Source organism: Amycolatopsis sp. NPDC049691 (genome assembly GCF_040675005.1).
GTDB lineage: Bacteria > Actinomycetota > Actinomycetes > Mycobacteriales > Pseudonocardiaceae > Amycolatopsis.
This window is the reverse complement of record NZ_JBFANX010000035.1, coordinates 1-17,322: the sequence shown is the minus strand read 5'-3', so window position 1 is coordinate 17,322 and position 17,322 is coordinate 1. Positions and strand designations below refer to the sequence as shown.

Sequence of the window (17,322 nt, the reverse complement as noted above, 5' to 3'; positions counted from 1 at the left end):
CGGGTCGGCGGGAATTTCCCGCGGTGTCACGCGTCCCGATACTCAAGCCGCCTCCAACGTCAACAGTGTTCGCTTGGCCTCCTCGCCTCCCGCGTACTGCCCGTACGACCCGTCCGAGCGGACCACCCGGTGGCACGGCACCACCACCGGCAGCGGGTTGAGCGCGCACGCCGTGCCGACCGCCCGCACCGCCTTGGGGCTGCCCGCCGCCGCCGCTACCTGGGCGTAGCTCTCCGTGTGGCCGTAGTCGATCTCCGGGAGGTGCTCCAGCACCGACAGCCGGAACCCGCGGGCCAAGCGGAAGTCCAACGGCAGGTCGAAGCTTCGGCGGCTGCCGGTGAAGTACTCGTCCAGCTGGCGGACCGCGGCCTCCAGGCGGGCCGGCGCGAGGAGGATCCGCGGGCTGATCGACGAGGCCAGCTCGGCCAGGACCGCGTCGTGGTCCTGGCGGTCGAACGCCACCTTGACCAGGCCCTCCTCCGTCGCGGCCAGCAGCAGGGACCCGACCGGGCTGTCCATCGTGCGGTACGCGACGTCCAGCAGGCCCTCGCGCTCCGCTTCGGCCGTGAGGCGTTCGTGCATGTGGTGCGGCAGGACCTGGGCCTGCACCGGGAACGACCAGAATGCGTCGATCATGAGTGCGCTCCTTCCAGGGGGTAGACGGCCCGCAAGGCCTTGACACCGTCGGCGGCCGCGCGGCGGGCGGCCTCGGCTGTGCCTCCGGTGATTTCCGCGATCTCGCGGTACGGCAGCCCGGCCAGGTAGTGGTAGGCGACCGCGGTGCGCTGCTTGTCCGGCAGCTTCGCGAGCGCGTCCCACAGGTCGCCGTCCCACGCGTCGTCGCGGCCCGGGCGGTCCGGGATCTCGCCCACGGGCACGGGGCGGCGTGCCTGCGCCCGGGTGACGTCGACGGCCTTGCGGTGCGCGATCGTGACGAGCCACGCCTGGACGTTCGCGTCGGCGGGCAGCTCGGGGTACGCCTTGAGGGCGGCCAGGAAGGTCTCCGACCAGGCGTCTTCGGCGTCCGCCCGGCCGAGGACGGCCCGGCAGACGCGCAGGACCATCGGCCCGTGCTCGGCCACGATCTGCTCGAACGGTTTCACGATCACACCCTGTAGACGTCCGGAACGGCCGGAACGTGAGGTCACACCTTCGTGGTACCCGTGACGACGGTGGCGCCCAGCTCCTCCGACTCGTGCACCCGCGGCGTGAGCCCGGCCGCGGCGAAGATCCCGCTCAGCACCGGTGCCTGACGGGTGCTCGTCTCCACCAGCAGCGTCCCGCCCGGCGCGAGCCAGCGCGGCGCACCGTCCGCGACGCGGCGGGCGAGGTCGAGGCCGTCGGCACCCCCGTCGAGCGCGACGCGCGGTTCGTGCAGCCGCGCCTCGGGCGGCATCGTCGCGACGGCCTCCGAAGGGACGTACGGCACGTTCGCCAGCAGCACGTCGACCCGGCCGCGCAGGGACGACGGAAGCGCGTCGTAAAGGTCGCCTTCGTAGACCCGAGCGCCCGGGAGGTTCACCCGCGCACAGGAGACAGCCGCGGGTTCGACGTCGGCCGCGTGCAGCTCACGAGGCGCCACCGCGGCGCTGAACGCGGCACCCAGCGCACCCGAGCCGCAGCACAGGTCCAGCACCACCGGGTCCGGCGGCGCGAGCGAGACGGCGACGTCCACCAGGAACTCGGTGCGGTGGCGCGGCACGAACACGCCGGGCCGCACGGTGATCCGCAGCCCGTGGAACTCCGCCCAGCCCAGCAGGTGCTCCAGCGGCAGCCCGGCGACCCGGCGATCGACCAGCGACTCGAGCTCGGCGGGGCTCGACGCGGCCGCGACGAGCAGGTCCGCCTCGTCTTCGGCGAAAACACAGCCCGCCGCGCGCAGCCGGGAGATGATCGGTGAAGTGTCCAACGGGGAAGGAGCCTACTGGACCTGCACCGCGTCCCCGACGTTCAGGCCGTCGAAGAACGCGGCCGAATCGGCGTCGGTGAGGTGGACGCAGCCGTGCGACGGCGCGTCGAGGGGCCCCGCGTGGAACGCGATGCCGCCGGCGGCGAAGAACACCGAGTTGGGCATGTTCGTGCCGTACTCGCTGCTCGTGTGCTCACGGTCCTTCCAGACGACGTGGAAGGACCCGGCCGGCGTCGTCTGGCCGGGCGGCCCGAACCCGGCCGGGACCGGGCCGCGCACGACCCGGCCGTCGCGCAGCAGCCAGGCCAGGTGCTGCCCGAGGCTCACGCACGCGCCGGTCGTGACCGCGCACGGCGGCGCGGGCGGCGGCGTCGCGGTGGTGACCGGAGTGGCCGTCCCGGTCAGCGGCGCGGGTTCCGCGATCGGGCTCGGCGTCGTCGCGCGCGGTGCCGCGCACGACGCCGTGACCAGCGTCAACCCCAGCAGGGCCAGCACCCCGGTGCCACGCATCCCGTCATCCCCTCGCCGAAGTTCTCCCCGATCAGTACGGGTGAGCGGTCCCGGAGGTTGAGCCGCGCGTGCACCCGGGTTGTCCCTGCGTGCACCGCGCCTACCGCCCGGGGTACCCGGACGGACAAGGTCGAACCATGACGAAGCTGAGCGCCGAGCAGATCGCCCGGCACGCCTACGCGGCCGGGTTCCGCGGCCAGGGCCTGACCACCGCGGTCGCGGTCGCGCTGGCCGAGTCCGGCGGGCGGACGACCGCGCACAACGCCACCCCGCCGGACGACTCCTACGGCCTCTGGCAGATCAACATGCTGGGCGCGCTCGGCCCGGAACGCCGCCGCCGGTACCACCTGAAGTCCGACGACCGGTTGTTCGACCCGGACACCAACGCGCGGGTCGCCCACCGCATCTCGGGCGACGGCCACGACTTCACGCCCTGGTCGACGTACACGAACGGCGCCTACAAGCAGCACCTGACGGCCGCCCGCAAGGCCGCCCGAGACGTCACGAAGCACCACGGCGAGCCGCAGGCGCGAGGAGGTGGCGGCACGCTCCGGGTGGACGACGCGGTGCTGCGCTCCTACGTGCACCGGACCCGGCACGTCGCCGACGCGCTGGGCACCGCGACCGGGCAGCTGCGCGACGTCCGCGAGATCGCCCGCGACAGCTTCGGGAAGATCGGCGAGGAATCGGGCTTCGCCGACGCGCTGGCGGAGTTCGGGCTGGCGCTGCAACGGCAGGTCAAGGGCGTCGGCGCGCACGCCGACGGGCTCGCGTCGGCGGCCGGGAAGGCCGCGAAGTCCTATCGCGACCACGAGACCGCCACCGCCGCCGCCGCGCTGAACGGGACGGCCTGACGTGGACACCGCCGCGCTCGCGCGCTCCTTCGCGAAAGACCTCGTCGCGCACCGCGACAAGCTCGCCGGGAAGGCGGAGGACGCCGTCCGCGCCGAATACGCCCTGCACCGGGTGGCCGCGGTGCTGGACGCCCAGCACGACGCCTACCACAAGGAAAGCACCACGGTTCTCGGCCACTGGCACGGCCACGGCGCCGACGGCTTCCGCCACACCAGCGCGAAGCTGACGAAGGAACTTCGGGTCACCGGTGCGGCCGGCTCGGCGGCGGAGCGGATCGCCGCGCACGTGGCGTCCACAGTGGACAGCGGCCACACGGCCGTGCAGCGGCTGGTCGACGAGTACACCGCCCAGGCCAAGCAGGTTCTCGACGCGGGTGTCGCGGCCGGGACGCAGGCGGCGCTGATGCGGGCCGTCGGGCACGCCGCGGACCTGGCGCCGCGGTACACGCGGCAGTCGGCGTCGACCTTGCGGCACGTTCACGCGGAACTCGAGGCGGCGGCGCGGAAGCTGCGTGAACTGCGGAAGGACCTGACGCACGACGACGTCGGGGACAGGACAGCGCCCGCGACGGCGGTTTCGGGGCGGGGCAAGGAGATCGTCCACGCGGCGCGGATGGAACTGGGCACGCGCGAGAGCCCGCCGGGCAGCAACCGCAACCCGTACGGGCCGACGGCCGCGTGGTGCTCGTCGTTCGCGACGGCGATGTGGCGCAAGGCGGGGGTGAAGATCCCGGTCCTGCCGTTCAGCGGCGACGTCTACCACTGGGGCGAACGCAACGGGCACGCCTACGGCAGGAACTCGCTGCACGAAGCGAAGCCGGGGGACGTGCTGATCTTCGGCACCGGGCCGCAGAACACGTCGACGAGCACGCACATCGGCATCGTCGAGAAGGTCGACGGGAACCGGGTCACGATGATCGAGGGCAACTCCGGGGACGCGGTCCGCCGGAACACGCACACGCTGTCGGCGTCGACGTTCTACGGAGGGGTTCACCCGTGATCACCGGAAAAGCCGCCGACCGGACGGTCGCCGTGGAAGTCGCGCCCGGTGGGGCGCTGCAGGAGCTGACCCTGGAAGCCGCGGCGCTGCGGCTGGAGCCGGCCGAGCTGGCGCGCCGGATCCTGCTGCTGACGGCGGCCGCTTCGGCGCGGGCCACGGCTTCCTTGTGGCACACCCGAAACGGCGTCGAGGCGCTCGGCCTGCCCGAGCCGGACGATGCCGCGGAAGAGACCACACCGGACAGCTGGCGGGTCCAGTGAACCGCACGGCGTTGGAGCTGGCCGACGACGCCTTCGCGGCGCCGGATCCCGGCTACGGGACCCGGCTGGCGGCGATCCGCGCCACCGCGGCGGCCGACGGGGTGTCGGTGGTGGTCGACCTGCGCGGCGCGCTGGTGGACCTGCGGTTCGACCGGTGGGCGCTGAACCGGTCGCCGGGGGAGCTGGCCGGGCTGGTCCGGCGGCTGGCCGCGGAGGCGGGCGCGGCTGCCTTGGCGCAGGGCCGCGGGGTGCTGGGCGACCTGCTGCCGGCAGGCGTGAGTGAGAAACAGGGTTAGAACGCTGTTTCCCGCTCACGACAGCGCCGCGGGAGACCGCTCACCGGACGTCGTCGACCATCCGGGCCAGGCGGTCGGCGAGCCAGGCGCCGCCGGCGGGCGTGACCGTGACCCACGGCTCGCCGCCCACGTCCTCCGGGGTCACCGCGTACCGGCCGGCCGCCGTGTCGAACCACGCCAGCACCGGGCTTCGGCCCGCCGGGCCGGTCGTCGCCAGCTGACCGGCCGTGTACCGCTGCGCCGTCACCAGCGTCGCCAGTGGACGGACCGCGCGGCCGGTGATCCCGGCCGTGCTCAACGCCCGCTCGAACGCGTCGTACCCGCTGCGCGCGTACGCGTCCGTCGCCGCCGAATACGCCGCGCGCGGCAGCCGCAGCTGGTCACCCGGCCCTGCCTCGACCTCGCCCACCATCCGGGCGACCGCGGCGACCAGGCCGTCCGGGTGTACGGGCTCCAGCACCAGGTCGCGCTCGTCCAGCACCGCGAGCACGCCGGCACCGTCCCGCGCCGCCGCGAGCAGCCGCCACGGCGCTTCGCCCAGTACCAGCGCGTCGACGCTCACCGACGGCGAACCCAGCAGCACGACCAGGTCCGCCAGCTCCGGGTCGACGTCGTCGCCGTCGGTGAGTCCCGCCTCGGCGAGCCCCGCGAACACCTGGACGCCCAGGTCGTCGCGCTCGGCGTGCGTCGCGCCGTGCGAGCGCACGTCGAACGGGTACGGCGGCGGCCCGCCCGGCCCCAGGTCCTCCCAGAGGAGATCGAATTCCAGATGCGACAGGATCACTCCGGCCGCCGTCGCGGTGCGCCGCGCCATGGTCCCCCTTCCCGTGCCGGGCGGCCGCCGTCGGGCACGATGGTCCCGATGGCCGAGCCGCAGTCGATGGACGTCCCCGCGAGCGGGTACCTCGTCGTCCGCGCGTCCGGGGCGGCGGCCGCGCGCGCCGCCATCCTCGGCGGCCGCGGTGACCCCGAGGACGTCCAGCTGCTGCTGCGCTGCCCGGTTCCGCGGGCGGTCGCCGAGTCCGGCGCGAAGCTGACGTTCGCCGACGCGACGCTGCACCTGCAGCCGTCCGGCGTCGTGATGCTGACCGTCGCGGCGGCGAAGCTGTCGATCTCCTTCGCCGAGCTGCGGCACCTGATGTTCCGCCCGGTCGAGGTCGACGCGCAGTTGCGCTCGCTGTTCTCGAACGCGGTCGCGCACGTCGTCGCGGCCGGTCCGCGGCTCGACCCGCACGGGCTCGCGCACCACCTGCTGGGCCTGGCCGAACTGGTGTTGCGGAGCGCGCTGCGCGTCGAGCTGGACCGCGTCGACGCGCTCGCGGCCCGGCGGCGCGAGGCCCTGGAGTACATGCGGGCGCACCTCGGCGAGCAGTCGCTCAGCGCGGACAGGATCGCCGAAGCGCTGTACATCTCGCGCCGGCGGCTGTACCAGCTGTTCGACGACGGCCAGGGTGTCGCGGAACGGCTGAAGGGCCTGCGGATCGAGCGCGCGAAGGCGGTGCTGGCCGATCCGGCGAAGGCGGGACGCGGGATCGCGGAGATCGCGCGGGACTGCGGGTTCACCAGCGCCCCGCACTTCTCGCGGACGTTCCGCCAGGCGACCGGCCGGACGCCGCGCGAGTTCCGGGAGCGGGCGCTGCGGGGGTGAGGTCGACGCCGGCGACGAGCGTCCCGGCCAGGCCGGCGACCTCCAGCCAGCCGCGCCCGCCGGGGGAGTGGAGGGTGAACACGGCCGCGCGGGGCCGGTCCGGGTCGAGGACGACGGCCTGCAGCTGCGCGCCGGACAGGCCGATCCGCTCGACGATCACCACCGGGTAGCCGCGGCCGGTGTGCGCGGTGCTGACGTCGCGGATGCCGGGGGTGGTGTCGGCGAGGTGGTAGCCGAGCTCGGCGGCCTCGCCGGGGTTGTCGACCGGGACGACGCCGGCGAGGAGCAGGGCGGGGTCGGCGTCGCGGTGCTCGACGAGGGCCAGCAGCCCGGCCCGCTGCTCGTGGGCGATCTCCGCGCACTGGACGGCGGCGGCCTCGAGGCCGAGGTCGCGAGCGGCGTCGGGGCCGCGCAGGCGGGCCATCAGCGCGTGCAGCTCGGCGGTCGTGCGCTCGACCGAGTCCAGGGAGACCGGGGTGATCCCCGGGACGGCGGGGAGTTTCACCGGCCACCCAGTGCCGCGGCGAACGCGCCGACCGCACCCGGCGGCGGCGTGACCGGTACGGCGGGAGTCTTCGCGACGGTGGCGCCCAGCTCGCGCCCGGCGGCCGAGAACGTCTCCAGATGTGTGGCCACGCCCGCGAAGTCCGGTGCTTCGGGCAAGGGAGTGCCGTCGCCGAGCGCGGTGAGCCGCTCGGCGACGCGGGTGGCTTCGCTGTGGTGGGCGCGTTCCAGGTCGCGGGCTTCGGCGAGGACGCGGTCGAGGTCGTCGCGGCGGGCCACGAGCCGGGCGCGGGCGGTGGCGAGGTCCGCCTGGGTGGCGGGGGAGAACTGGGCTTCGGTTTCGGCTCGTTCGACGTCGTCGCGCGCGGCGGTGACGGCTCGGCGCGCGGCGGCGGCGCGGCGGTCGAGGTCTTCGGCGCGGCGGTGGTTCGCGAGGAGGGTGCCGGCCCAGTCTTCGAGGACGGAGGCGGCGGCGCGGAGGGCTTCGCTGGTCGAGGACAGGCCGGCGGCGGTTCGTCCGGCGCGGTCCGCCAGTGCCTGTGCCGAGCGACCGGCCCAGCCGGGGATTTCGCCGGCGGCGGGGATTTCCTCGAGGCGGGCCGCGGTGGCGGTGTAGCGGCCGGCGGCTTCGGTGACCGTGTCGGGGTTGCCGGGGACGGGATCGAAGCCGAGGCCATGGAATTCAGCCATCGGTGCGGTCCAGCTCCTCGGCCGCGGCCGCATCCGTTGCCCGGTAAGCTTTCGCGGCCGTCCGGACACCCGCCGCTGCCGTGGCGAAGTCCCGCTCCGCCGCCCGTATCCGGCCCGACCACTCGCCGGTCAGCCCCGCGAGCGCGACCGAGATCGGCCCGAGGTCGTCCGGTGCCTCCAGCGAAAGCGCGGCCGAGCGGTACTCCGCGGCCGTGTCCTGCAGCCGGGACGCCAGTGCCTCCAGCGCCGCCGGGTCCGCGTGGAAGCCGGTCATTCGCCGAACACCGGGGGGTATGCCGGCGGGAGGTCGTCGAGCAGGTCGTAGCCCTTCGCGTACTTGTCGCGGTGCTCGGTGTCCTCCTCGCGCCGCGCCTGCTGGCCCGGCGGGTACATGCCGTACCCGCCCGCCGTGCCGCGGGTGCTCGCCCCGGCCGGTCCGAAGCCCGCCGTCCCGGCTCCGAACCGTCCCGCTCCCGCACGGCCGCCTTCGCCGAGCGTCCCGGAACCCGGTAGCCCGGCCAGGGGGAAGCCGGCCGCCGGGGAACCCGGGCCGGCGGCGCCGATCACCCCGTCGAGCGCGCCCGGGACGCCGGTGCCGGTGAACGCGGGCGGCAGCGCGGCCGCCGTCGACGTCGAGTCGTCCGGTCCGTCGCCGGATTGGTCGTGCGGCTGGAGACCCGGCGCCAGGCCAGGCGGGCGGGGAGGAGCAGGCGGACCAGGAGGAGCAGGGGGACCAGGAGGAGTGGGAGGCCCGGGAGGCGCAGGCGGCACAGGCGGCGGTGCGGTGCCGGCGGTCACCGGCGGGGCCGTGTCGAACTCCGGCGGCAGGCGGTGGCGGACGTCGTGGCTCGCGCTCTCGTACTGCTCCATCACGCGGACCGCCTCGGCCTTGGCGGCGTCGGCTTCCCGCTTCGTCGGCAGCTTGTCGTCGAGCAGCTGCTCCAGCATGTACGTGCCTTCGGGGCCGTCGAGCCGCTTCACCGCGTACCCCTGCTTGAACCACCGCTCGGCCCAGTAGTGCACCGGCTCGGGCATCCGGTGCTTGGCTTCGCCGACCACCGACGTGTACTCGCCGAGCCCGGAGCCGACGCGGTGGGCGTTCTCGCCGACCGTCGCGGCCCAGCCGGTCAGCCGGTCGACCGACGCCGCGGCCTGGTCCGCCGACGGCCCCTGCCACGACTCCCGCAGCTTCCGCACCAGTTTCGACACTTCGTCGGTCGTCGAGCGGACGCCCTCGGCCACCTGCTTCCACCAGTCCGCGTGCCGGCCGAGCTCCGCCGGGACGGCCGACTGCACCATGTCCCACAGCTCGCGGTGCTCGTAGGCGTCCCAGTTGATCTTGCCGAAGGTGGCTTCGCGGTTGTTGACGGCCTTCTCCCGGCGCACCCGCCGGGCCCTGGTCCGCTGCCGCGCGGTCGGGGCGTGGTGGGTCGAATGGAACTCAGGCATCGAGGTCCCCCGCGGGCAGTGCGGCGGCGGCCTCTTCGTCGTTGCCCTGGTGCATCGTCACGACGGTGTCGAGCGTCTGCCGCAGCGTCGCCAGCTCGGCCAGGTACGACCGCAGCGCGGCCTGGACCCCGCCGGTCCCGGCGCCGCCGCGCACCGCGAACGAGCGGCGCATCCAGTGGGCCACCGGGCCCTTGCCGTCGGCCAGCTCGGTGTCGAGCGCACCGGCCGTCTCGAGGTGGCGGGCCAGCTCGTCGTAGTGCGCGTCGATGGCGCTCTTGGCGTCCTCGACGCCGTCGTAGTGCAGCTCGATACCCGGCGCGCCGGCCGGCTCCGCGATGACCGGCCGGTGGTGCTCGCGTTCCGCCTGCAGTTGCCGCCGCGCGTCGGCCTCGTCGCGCACAGTCGCCATGGAGGTCCTCCCTCGCCACCCAGGCGTCCATCCTGGCCGGTGGCCGCCGCGTTGAGAAGAGCGACCCGCCCGGGTGCACGGGTGGACATGAAGACTGCACGGGCGGATAGGGCAGGATGTCCGGATGATCCCGCGTCGTGCGTTCGGAGCCGTTCTCGCCGCCCTCACCGGGCTCGTGGTGCTGGCCGGGCCGGCCACCGCCCACACCGAGCTGACGTCCAGCTCGCCCGCCGAAGGCGCCTCGCTGACGTCCGCGCCGGCCGAGGTCCGGCTGACCTTCGAGGAGCCCGTGACGCTGCCGCCGGAGGCCGTCAAGGTCACCGGCCGCGACGGCACCGCCTGGACGGTCGGCACGCCCACCGTCGCCGGGGCGGTCGTGACGGCGCCGGTGACGCCGTCCGGACCACCCCAGGCCTACACGCTGACCTGGAAGGTCATCGCGAAGGACGGCGACAACCTCACCGGCACCGTGCACTTCACCGTGACAACCGCGGCCTCCGGCGCCGCGCCGGCGACCGCCGCGTCCACCGTCCAGGCTCAGTCGCCCGCCCCGGTGGCGGTGGACACCGGCATCCCCGGCTGGATCTGGACCGTGGTCGTGATCGCCGGCCTGCTCGCCGTCATCGTCGTCGGCCTGCGGCAGCTGCTGGGCCGCCGGAAGGACTGAGCTACTCCTGGGGGACCGTCACGACCCACCGTTCGGGACGGCGGCGCAGGTAGCCCCACCAGTACAGCGCCGACACCACCAGCACGCCGGCGGTGATCCCGAGGTCGAGCGCGCTCTGCTCCACCAGGACGTAGGCGAGCGCCCCGACGGCGAGCACCGGCACCACCGGCCAGGCCGGCATCCGCCACACGTGCGGCTTCCGGTGCGCGGCCCGGCGGGCCCGCAACGCGGCGGCCGCGACACTCAGGTAGAGCGCGACGACGGCGACACCGGTGACCCCGCTGAGCGTTTCGACCGGCACGAAGCAGAGGACGGCTTCGGACAGCCCGACCACGAGCGTCGCGACCCACGGCGCGCCGAACCGGTCGCTCACCACGCTCATCGCGCGGTTGACCGGCGTCGGCCACGCCTGGTCGCGCGCGGAGGCGTAGAGCACGCGGGAGTTCTGGATGACCATGACGATCACCGCGTTGACGATCGCCGCCGCGATGCACAGGCTGATCGCCGCGCCCACGGCGGAGTTGCTCCAGCCGGTCACCAGCGCGGTGAGGTCGACGCCGGCGAGCGCGGCGGCGTCCGGCACGGCGAGGGTCACCGCGACGACCGGGACGAGGATGACCAGCGCGCTGATCCCGAGCGTCCAGAACACGGTGCGGGCGACGGTCCTGCGCGGCTCCCGCATCTCCTCGGCGAGGTAGACGGCGGTGCTGAAGCCCTGCACCACGAACAACGCGACGGCGAGCCCGGCGACGACGGCGATCAGCCCGATCGGGCTCGTCCCGAGGCTCGGCTTCAGCAGCACGGCCGGGCTCTGCGTCGTGTGCGTGAACCCGAGCAGGGACACGGCGAAGATCGCGACGACCTCGATCACCAGGAAGATCCCGGTGATCCAGGCGTTGGCGCGCAGGTTCAGCAGGCCCATCACGGTGGACGCGAGCATCACCAGCGCCCCGGCCACCGACGGATCGATGTCGGCGATCGCGGCGACGTAGTCCGCGACGCCGATCGCGATGATCGGCGGCACGACGAGGATGACGATGAACGACAGCATGAACGTCAGCCAGCCGGCGAAGCGGTTCGCCACCGTCGTCACCATGGCGTATTCGCCGCCCGCGCTCGGCACCAGCGTGCCGAGTTCCGAGTAGCAGAAGGCGATCCCGACGCAGAGCAGCACCGCGAGGGCGATGGCGAGCGCGGTGCCGGTGCCGAGGTCGGCGAACAGCGGGGGCACGAGGACGAACAGCGACGACGCCGGCGTCACGCAGCTGAGCGTGAGCAGGGTGCCGCCGCCGACGCCGATGGAACGCGTGAGGGTCTTCTTCGCTTCGGCGGGCGCGGTGACGTCGGGCGGGGCGGGAGTGCGGGGCATGGGCGTTCCCTCCGGCCGGGGGCAAGGTGCGACGGATGGAACAGCACCGTTTCGGTGTTGTCAACGCCGGGAAGACGACTGAAATCGTCGTCCGGACGGAACTGGGCCTTCGGATTTAGTCACGGGGTGTGACGGCGTGCCGGGATTGCCCTGTGTCGCCCGCGTCGGGGATGATCCGGGGCGTGAGCAGCCAGGACACCCCCAGGCCCGCGCCGCCGGTGCTCGACGACATCTCGCGGCGGATCATCGCGCAGCTGCAGGAGGACGGCCGGCGCGCGTATGCGACGATCGGCAAGGCCGTCGGCCTCTCCGAAGCCGCCGTCCGGCAGCGGGTGCAGCGGCTGTCCGACTCCGGCGTCATCCAGATCGTCGCCGTCTCGGATCCCTTGCAGGTCGGGCTCTTCCGGCAGGCGATGATCGCGATCACCGTCGAGGGGCCCCTCGAGCCGGTCGGCGACGCACTGGCCGAAATGGACGAAATCGCGTACGTGATCCTCTGCGCCGGGCGCTACGACCTGCTGTGCGAGGCCGTCTGCGCGGACGACGAGGCGCTGCTGCAGCTGATCTCGACGCGGATCCGTGCGCTGCCGGGCGTCCGGCACGCGGAGGCGATGGTGTACCTCAAGCTGCGGAAACAGACCTACCAGTGGGGCACTCGCTGAGCGTGACGACTAAATCCGAAGGTTCCGGCGCTTAGATGACCTTGAATTAGTCGGGCAAGTTCGGCTGGACGACTGAATCGCTTGCTTCGGCGGCTTACTGCGTGCGATAACCGAGGCATGACCACTACCGCCGACCTCGCTTCCGTCGACGCCGCCGGCCTCGCCCGGGCGGCCCGCAGCAACCTCTGGATGCACTTCACCCGCCACTCTTCCTACGACGAGACCGACGTCCCGGTGATCGTGCGCGGGGAAGGCCCGTACATCTGGGACGCCCGCGGGAAGCGCTATCTGGACGGGCTCGCGGGCCTGTTCGCGGTCCAGGTCGGCCACGGCCGTGAAGAACTCGCCGAAGCCGCCGCGCGGCAGACGAGGCAGCTCGCGTACTTCCCGCTGTGGGGCCACGCGCACCCGACGGCGATCGAACTCGCCGCGCGGCTGGCCGACGCGTCCCCCGGCGACCTGAACCGCGTGTTCTTCACCGTGAGCGGCGGCGAATCCGTCGAGACGGCGTGGAAGCTGGCCAAGCAGTACTTCAAGCTCGTCGGCAAACCGGCCAAGCACAAGGTGATCAGCCGCGCGCTGGCCTACCACGGCACGTCGCAGGGCGCGCTGTCGATCACCGGCATCCCGGGCGCGAAGGCCGACTTCGAGCCGCTCGTGCCGAGCACCCTGCGCGTGCCGAACACGAACTTCTACCGCGCCACCGAGCACGCCGACGACTACGCCGCCTACGGGCGCTGGGCCGCCGACCAGATCGAGCAGGCCATCGAGTTCGAGGGTGCGGACACGGTCGCGGCGGTGTTCCTCGAGCCGGTGCAGAACACCGGCGGCTGTTTCGTGCCGCCGCCCGGCTACTTCGAGCGGGTGCGCGAAATCTGCGACAAGCACGACGTCCTGCTGGTGTCCGACGAGGTGATCTGCGCGTTCGGCCGCGTCGGGTACGACTTCGCCGCGAAGCGCTACGGGTACCAGCCGGACATCATCACGACGGCGAAGGGCCTGACGTCCGGGTACGCGCCGCTGGGTGCGGTGCTCGCTTCGGAGCGGTTGATGGAGCCGTTCACCCGGGGGTCGACCACGTTCATGCACGGATCGACCTACGGCGGGCACCCGGTGTCGTGCGCGGTGGCATTGGCCAACTTGGACTTGATCGCGCGGGAGGGGCTGTACGAGCACGTGCTTTCCGCCGAGGACGCGTTCCGGTCCACTTTGGACAAGCTGACGGACCTGCCGATCGTGGGCGACGTCCGCGGGGCCGGGTTCTTCTACGGCATCGAACTGGTGAAGGACAAGGCGACCAAGGAGACGTTCAGCGCCGCGGAGTCGGAACGGGTGCTGCGCGGGTTCCTGTCGGAGGCGTTGTTCGAGGCCGGGTTGTACTGCCGGGCCGACGACCGGGCCGAGCCGGTGGTGCAGCTGTCGCCGCCGTTGATCTGCGGCCAGGCCGAGTTCGACGAAATGGAGCAGATCCTGCGGGACACGCTGACGCGGGCGTGGCAGATGCTGTAGCTGTTCTGTCCGGGGAGGTTGCGATCGTGGTGACACGTGATCGGATGATCTTGGTGTGAGGGAGGGCCTCCGGGTTCGGTGTGGATTGCGACATCTACGCCGAGCAACGGAGGCCCTCGTGACCCACGCTAACGCACCGCTGACCCCGACCGGCAGACTCCGCCTGGCCCGTTGTGTTGTGGACGAGGACTGGCCGCTGCGGCGGGCCGCCGAGCGGTTCCAGGTCTCGGTCTCCACCGCCGCCCGGTGGGCCTGCCGTTACCGCGACCACGGCGAAGCCGGCATGACCGACCGGTCCAGCCGCCCGCGCACCAGCCCGACCGCACCCCGTCCAAAACGGAACGGCGGGTCATCAAGGTCCGTGTTCTGCGCCGATGGGGCCCGGCCCGGATCGCCTACCTGCTCGGTCTCAACCCCTCCACGGTGCACCGGATCCTGACCCGCTACCGGCTACCCCGGCTCACCCACCTGGACCGAGCCACCGCCACCCCGGTCCGCCGCTACGAACACCCCACATCCGGTGACCTGGTGCAAGTGGACATCAATAAGCTGGGCAACATTCCCGACGGCGGCGGCCACAAGGTGCACGGCCGCGCCGCCGGCCGCCGCAACAGCGGCCAACGCGGCCACGGCTACGCCTACCTGCACAACGCCGTGGACGACCACACCCGCCTGGCCTACACCGAAATCCATGCCAACGAGACCCGGGAGACCGCGGTCGCGTTCTGCAGTCGGGCGCAGGCGTTCTTCGCCGGCTACGGGCATCACGGTGTTCGCCGGGTGCTGACCGACAACGGCTCCTGTTACCGCTCCCGCCTCTGGCGCGACACGCTGCGCGATACGGGCATCAGCCCGAAACGAACCTGGCCCTACCGGCCTCAGACGAACGGAAAAGTGGAGCGGTTCAACCGGACCCTGCTCGAGGAGTGGGCCTACGCCCGGCCCTATCACACCGATACCGAACGACGCCGCGCCTTGCCAGACTGGCTGCACACCTACAACCATCACCGCGGACACACCGCTCTCGCTGGCCACCCACCGGTCAGCCGCGTCCCCAACCTCCCCAGGCAGTACAGCTAGCGCGCGCCTCCGGCCCCCGGTGTCCACGCTACCGAAGGGCACCGACAGTTTCGGGGATTGGCCCGAAAGGGCGGGGAATCGGGCGTTCCCCGCCCTGGCCGGGGTTTCTGAGTACCGTGGACCTCAGGGGGACCGGGGGAGCGGCCGGTGACCGGCCCGCCCGCGTCCGCACCAACCGGCCGCGCTCGGGAGGAGACCCGATGACCGCGACCACGGACACCCCGCGCCTGCCGTTCGAGCGGCCGAACGTCCTGGAGATCGCCCCGCTGTTCGAGGTGCTGCGCCGGCAGGGGCCGGTCACCGCGGTGACCACTCCCGCCGGGGATCCCGCCTGGCTCGTCACCGGGTTCGAGGAGGTCCGCGCCGTCTTCACCGATCCGCGCTTCGGCCGCTCGCACCCCGCGCCCGAAGAGGCGTCGGCGTTGTCGGACGCCGCCATCCTCAGCCGGCCGCAGGGCGACCACGAAACCGAGCACGCCCAGCACGCGCGGATGCGCCGGCTGCTGGTGCCCGCGTTCTCCGCCAACCGGATCCGGCGGCTGGCCGGCCACGTCCAGGAGCTGGCCGACGGCTGCTTCGCCGCGATGGAGCGCGCCCGGCACGGGGACGAGCCCGTCGACCTGCACGAACACCTCTCCTTCCCGCTGCCGGTGCTGGTGATCTGCGAACTGCTCGGCGTCCCGTACGAAGACCGCGACACCTTCCGCGTCCTGTCCGAGCGGATGGGCCGGATGGACATCGGCTCCGGCGCCGACGCCGCCCTCGACGAGTTCGCCGCCTACATGGGCCGGCTCGCGGCCGCCAAGCGGCGCGACCCCGGCCAGGACGTCGTTTCGGACCTGGTCCGGGCCCAGGCCGACGACCCCGCGTTCACCGACGACGACCTCGCCCGGCTCGCCGCCGGCCTGCTCTTCGCCGGCCACGAGACCACGTCGAACCGGATCGACCTCGGCGTCCTCTACCTGCTCTCCGACCTGGCGCGGCGCGACGCCCTGGTCGCCGACCCCGACGGCCTCGTGCACGGCGTGGTCGAGGAGATCCTGCGGCTGTCCGCGCCGAGCGGGCTCGGCGTCCTGCGGTACGCGCACGACGACGTCGAGCTCGGCGGCGTGCGGGTCGCGCGCGGGGACGCGGTCGTCCTGGCGCTGGGGGCCGCGAACCGGGACCCGGCCGTGTTCCCGCACGCCGCGGAGTTCGACGCCGGGCGCAAGCCGAACTCGCACGTGGCGTTCGCGTACGGCGGCTGGTTCTGCATCGGCGCGAGCCTGGCCCGCACGGAGCTGCGCGTCGTGTTCGGTTCGCTGTTCCGCCGGTTCCCGGGGCTGCGCCTCGCGGTGCCGCTGGACGACCTGGAGGTCCGCACCAACCGCGTGACCGGGGGAGTGGACCGCGTGCCGGTCCTCTGGTAGACCTGCGGCGGTGACGCTGTGGGACAGGCTCGGGATGGACGACAAGCTCATCAAGGTGCTGAAGGAGATCCCGCCGGGCCCGGACGCGCCGGAGTTCGGTCCGGCCTACGTGACCATCCACCAGCTGGCGGTCGAGCTGGACCAGCGGTTCCCCGAGGTCCGCAAGCAGCTCGACGTGCCCCTCGGCGGCGGCTCGACGCGGCACGCCGGGCTGGTGGAGCTGCTGGGCAAGGAACTGGTCGACAAGATCAAGCGCTACGGCGACGTGTACCCGATCGAAGCGGCGCAGCTGTCTTCGGTGCGGTTCCGCGAGCTGCGGCTGCGCGGCCCGGGCGGGCGTGACCTGGTGGGCGCCTCGCGCACCGACCTGCCGCTGATCCGCCTGCGGCCCAAGGACTGAGGGTGCTGCCGCCACCGCCGGTCCGGGTCCTGGTGGCCGAACGCGACCCGGCGGTGCGGGCCCGGCTGGGCGCCCTGCTGGGCGAGGCGGACGGCATCGAGCTGATCGGGTCGGCCCCGGACGCGCCGGCGGCCCGGACCGCGCTGCGCCGCCGGCTGCCGGACGTCGTGCTGCTGGACCTGCGGCTGGGCCCGCTGGGGCCGGTGTTCCGCCGCCCGGCGGTCCTGGCGCTGGTGACGTTCGACTCCGACGCGGGGATCCTGCGGGCCCTGCGCGACGGGGCCTCGGGGTACGTGCTGCGCTCGGCCCGGCGCAACGAGCTGATCAGGGTGGTCCGCCTGGCCGCGGACGGGCACGTGGTGCTGTCCCCGGACGCCTCCCGCCGGCTGGTCTCGGCGGCGACGCGGCTGTCCGGCCCGCGCGACGAGCGGCTCGCGGGCGTGGACCGGCTGTCCGCGCGCGAGCGGGAGGTGCTGGTCGGCATCGGCTCGGCGCTGTCGAACGCGGAGATCGCGACGCGGCTGGGCGTGGCGGAGCCGGTGGTGCGGACCCTGGTGGCCCAGGTGGTGCGGAAGCTGGGCTGCGCGCACCGGACCGGAGCCGGCTTGCTGGCGTACGAGCGAGGTCTGTGCCGCCCGGGGTCGTGAGTGGGTAAAACTGTTTTAAAACAGTTTAACAAACACCAACCCCCGGCACA

Annotated in this window: 22 protein-coding genes and 1 pseudogene; 12 read left to right on the top strand and 11 right to left on the bottom strand. The window is 73.2% G+C overall.

Annotated elements, in window-relative coordinates; all coding sequences use genetic code 11:
• Positions 1–42: 42 nt before the first annotated feature.
• Genes AB0J40_RS44965 through AB0J40_RS44950 form a run of 4 tightly spaced genes read right to left on the bottom strand, consistent with a single transcriptional unit; the run spans position 43 to position 2,419 of the window.
• Positions 43–636, bottom strand: a complete 594-nt coding sequence (locus AB0J40_RS44965) for a methylated-DNA--[protein]-cysteine S-methyltransferase (RefSeq protein ID WP_364466362.1) — start codon at positions 634–636, stop codon at positions 43–45.
• Complete coding sequence (locus tag AB0J40_RS44960) at positions 633–1,109, bottom strand: sigma-70 family RNA polymerase sigma factor (protein ID WP_364466360.1); 477 nt, start codon at positions 1,107–1,109, stop codon at positions 633–635. The genes AB0J40_RS44965 and AB0J40_RS44960 overlap by 4 nt, the downstream gene beginning before the upstream one ends.
• A 35-nt stretch (positions 1,110–1,144) precedes the next feature.
• Positions 1,145–1,909, bottom strand: coding sequence for a putative protein N(5)-glutamine methyltransferase (locus AB0J40_RS44955; RefSeq protein ID WP_364466358.1), 765 nt, complete (start codon positions 1,907–1,909; stop codon positions 1,145–1,147).
• 12 nt (positions 1,910–1,921) lie between these two features.
• Positions 1,922–2,419 carry a L,D-transpeptidase gene (locus tag AB0J40_RS44950; RefSeq protein WP_364466356.1) on the bottom strand — a complete coding sequence of 166 codons (498 nt, stop codon included), beginning with the start codon at positions 2,417–2,419 and terminating at the stop codon, positions 1,922–1,924.
• Positions 2,420–2,556: 137 nt separating this feature from the next.
• Here AB0J40_RS44950 and AB0J40_RS44945 point away from each other — a divergent pair, with 137 nt between their 5' ends.
• The 4 genes from AB0J40_RS44945 to AB0J40_RS44930 are packed head-to-tail and all read left to right on the top strand — an operon-like array spanning position 2,557 to position 4,829.
• A complete protein-coding gene (locus AB0J40_RS44945; protein WP_364466354.1) occupies positions 2,557–3,273 on the top strand; it encodes a transglycosylase SLT domain-containing protein in 717 nt (238 codons plus the stop codon).
• Position 3,274: 1 nt separating this feature from the next.
• On the top strand, positions 3,275–4,273 hold the full coding sequence (locus AB0J40_RS44940; protein ID WP_364466352.1) for a CHAP domain-containing protein: 999 nt from the start codon (positions 3,275–3,277) through the stop codon (positions 4,271–4,273).
• Complete coding sequence (locus AB0J40_RS44935; RefSeq protein ID WP_364466350.1) at positions 4,270–4,533, top strand: YbaB/EbfC family DNA-binding protein; 264 nt, start codon at positions 4,270–4,272, stop codon at positions 4,531–4,533. The genes AB0J40_RS44940 and AB0J40_RS44935 overlap by 4 nt, the downstream gene beginning before the upstream one ends.
• Positions 4,530–4,829: a hypothetical protein gene (locus tag AB0J40_RS44930; protein ID WP_364466348.1), complete on the top strand. Its 300-nt coding sequence runs from the start codon at positions 4,530–4,532 to the stop codon at positions 4,827–4,829. Before AB0J40_RS44935 ends, AB0J40_RS44930 begins: the two co-directional genes overlap by 4 nt.
• Before the next feature lie 40 nt (positions 4,830–4,869).
• Here the strand turns inward: AB0J40_RS44930 and AB0J40_RS44925 are convergent, their stop codons facing one another.
• Positions 4,870–5,643 carry an ESX secretion-associated protein EspG gene (locus tag AB0J40_RS44925; protein WP_364466346.1) on the bottom strand — a complete coding sequence of 258 codons (774 nt, stop codon included), beginning with the start codon at positions 5,641–5,643 and terminating at the stop codon, positions 4,870–4,872.
• 48 nt (positions 5,644–5,691) lie between these two features.
• Between AB0J40_RS44925 and AB0J40_RS44920 the strand changes: the two genes are divergently transcribed.
• The gene (locus AB0J40_RS44920; protein ID WP_364466344.1) at positions 5,692–6,477 is read left to right on the top strand and encodes a helix-turn-helix transcriptional regulator; all 786 of its coding nucleotides are present in this window, start codon (positions 5,692–5,694) and stop codon (positions 6,475–6,477) included.
• Here AB0J40_RS44920 and AB0J40_RS44915 read toward each other — a convergent pair.
• The 5 genes from AB0J40_RS44915 to AB0J40_RS44895 are packed head-to-tail and all read right to left on the bottom strand — an operon-like array spanning position 6,389 to position 9,529.
• Positions 6,389–6,982 (bottom strand): hypothetical protein, encoded by a 594-nt coding sequence (locus AB0J40_RS44915; RefSeq protein WP_364466342.1) that lies wholly within the window; start codon positions 6,980–6,982, stop codon positions 6,389–6,391. The genes AB0J40_RS44920 and AB0J40_RS44915 overlap by 89 nt on opposite strands.
• A complete protein-coding gene (locus tag AB0J40_RS44910; RefSeq protein ID WP_364466340.1) occupies positions 6,979–7,671 on the bottom strand; it encodes a hypothetical protein in 693 nt (230 codons plus the stop codon). Before AB0J40_RS44910 ends, AB0J40_RS44915 begins: the two co-directional genes overlap by 4 nt.
• Positions 7,664–7,945, bottom strand: coding sequence for a hypothetical protein (locus tag AB0J40_RS44905; RefSeq protein WP_364466338.1), 282 nt, complete (start codon positions 7,943–7,945; stop codon positions 7,664–7,666). Before AB0J40_RS44905 ends, AB0J40_RS44910 begins: the two co-directional genes overlap by 8 nt.
• A complete protein-coding gene (locus AB0J40_RS44900) occupies positions 7,942–9,120 on the bottom strand; it encodes a PPE domain-containing protein (RefSeq protein WP_364466336.1) in 1,179 nt (392 codons plus the stop codon). The genes AB0J40_RS44905 and AB0J40_RS44900 overlap by 4 nt, the downstream gene beginning before the upstream one ends.
• Complete coding sequence (locus AB0J40_RS44895) at positions 9,113–9,529, bottom strand: hypothetical protein (RefSeq protein ID WP_364466334.1); 417 nt, start codon at positions 9,527–9,529, stop codon at positions 9,113–9,115. The genes AB0J40_RS44900 and AB0J40_RS44895 overlap by 8 nt, the downstream gene beginning before the upstream one ends.
• 124 nt (positions 9,530–9,653) lie before the next feature.
• Here AB0J40_RS44895 and AB0J40_RS44890 point away from each other — a divergent pair, with 124 nt between their 5' ends.
• The gene (locus tag AB0J40_RS44890) at positions 9,654–10,196 is read left to right on the top strand and encodes a copper resistance CopC family protein (protein ID WP_364466332.1); all 543 of its coding nucleotides are present in this window, start codon (positions 9,654–9,656) and stop codon (positions 10,194–10,196) included.
• A 1-nt stretch (position 10,197) separates the two neighbouring features.
• Here AB0J40_RS44890 and AB0J40_RS44885 read toward each other — a convergent pair whose 3' ends face one another.
• Entirely contained in the window at positions 10,198–11,565 is a 1,368-nt protein-coding gene (locus tag AB0J40_RS44885) for an APC family permease (protein ID WP_364466330.1), read from the bottom strand.
• A 170-nt stretch (positions 11,566–11,735) separates the two neighbouring features.
• Between AB0J40_RS44885 and AB0J40_RS44880 the strand changes: the two genes are divergently transcribed.
• The 6 genes and pseudogenes from AB0J40_RS44880 (at position 11,736) to AB0J40_RS44855 (ending at position 17,272) form a co-directional block, all read left to right on the top strand.
• The gene (locus AB0J40_RS44880) at positions 11,736–12,227 is read left to right on the top strand and encodes an Lrp/AsnC family transcriptional regulator (RefSeq protein ID WP_364466488.1); all 492 of its coding nucleotides are present in this window, start codon (positions 11,736–11,738) and stop codon (positions 12,225–12,227) included.
• 117 nt (positions 12,228–12,344) lie between these two features.
• Positions 12,345–13,736, top strand: coding sequence for an aspartate aminotransferase family protein (locus AB0J40_RS44875; RefSeq protein WP_364466328.1), 1,392 nt, complete (start codon positions 12,345–12,347; stop codon positions 13,734–13,736).
• A 118-nt stretch (positions 13,737–13,854) separates the two neighbouring features.
• Positions 13,855–14,816 (top strand): annotated as a pseudogene (locus AB0J40_RS44870) (IS481 family transposase).
• A 200-nt stretch (positions 14,817–15,016) separates the two neighbouring features.
• The gene (locus AB0J40_RS44865) at positions 15,017–16,225 is read left to right on the top strand and encodes a cytochrome P450 (protein ID WP_364466326.1); all 1,209 of its coding nucleotides are present in this window, start codon (positions 15,017–15,019) and stop codon (positions 16,223–16,225) included.
• 10 nt (positions 16,226–16,235) lie between these two features.
• Positions 16,236–16,625 carry a hypothetical protein gene (locus tag AB0J40_RS44860; RefSeq protein ID WP_364466324.1) on the top strand — a complete coding sequence of 130 codons (390 nt, stop codon included), beginning with the start codon at positions 16,236–16,238 and terminating at the stop codon, positions 16,623–16,625.
• 2 nt (positions 16,626–16,627) lie between these two features.
• Positions 16,628–17,272: a response regulator transcription factor gene (locus AB0J40_RS44855; protein ID WP_364466322.1), complete on the top strand. Its 645-nt coding sequence runs from the start codon at positions 16,628–16,630 to the stop codon at positions 17,270–17,272.
• Positions 17,273–17,322 lie beyond the last annotated feature (50 nt).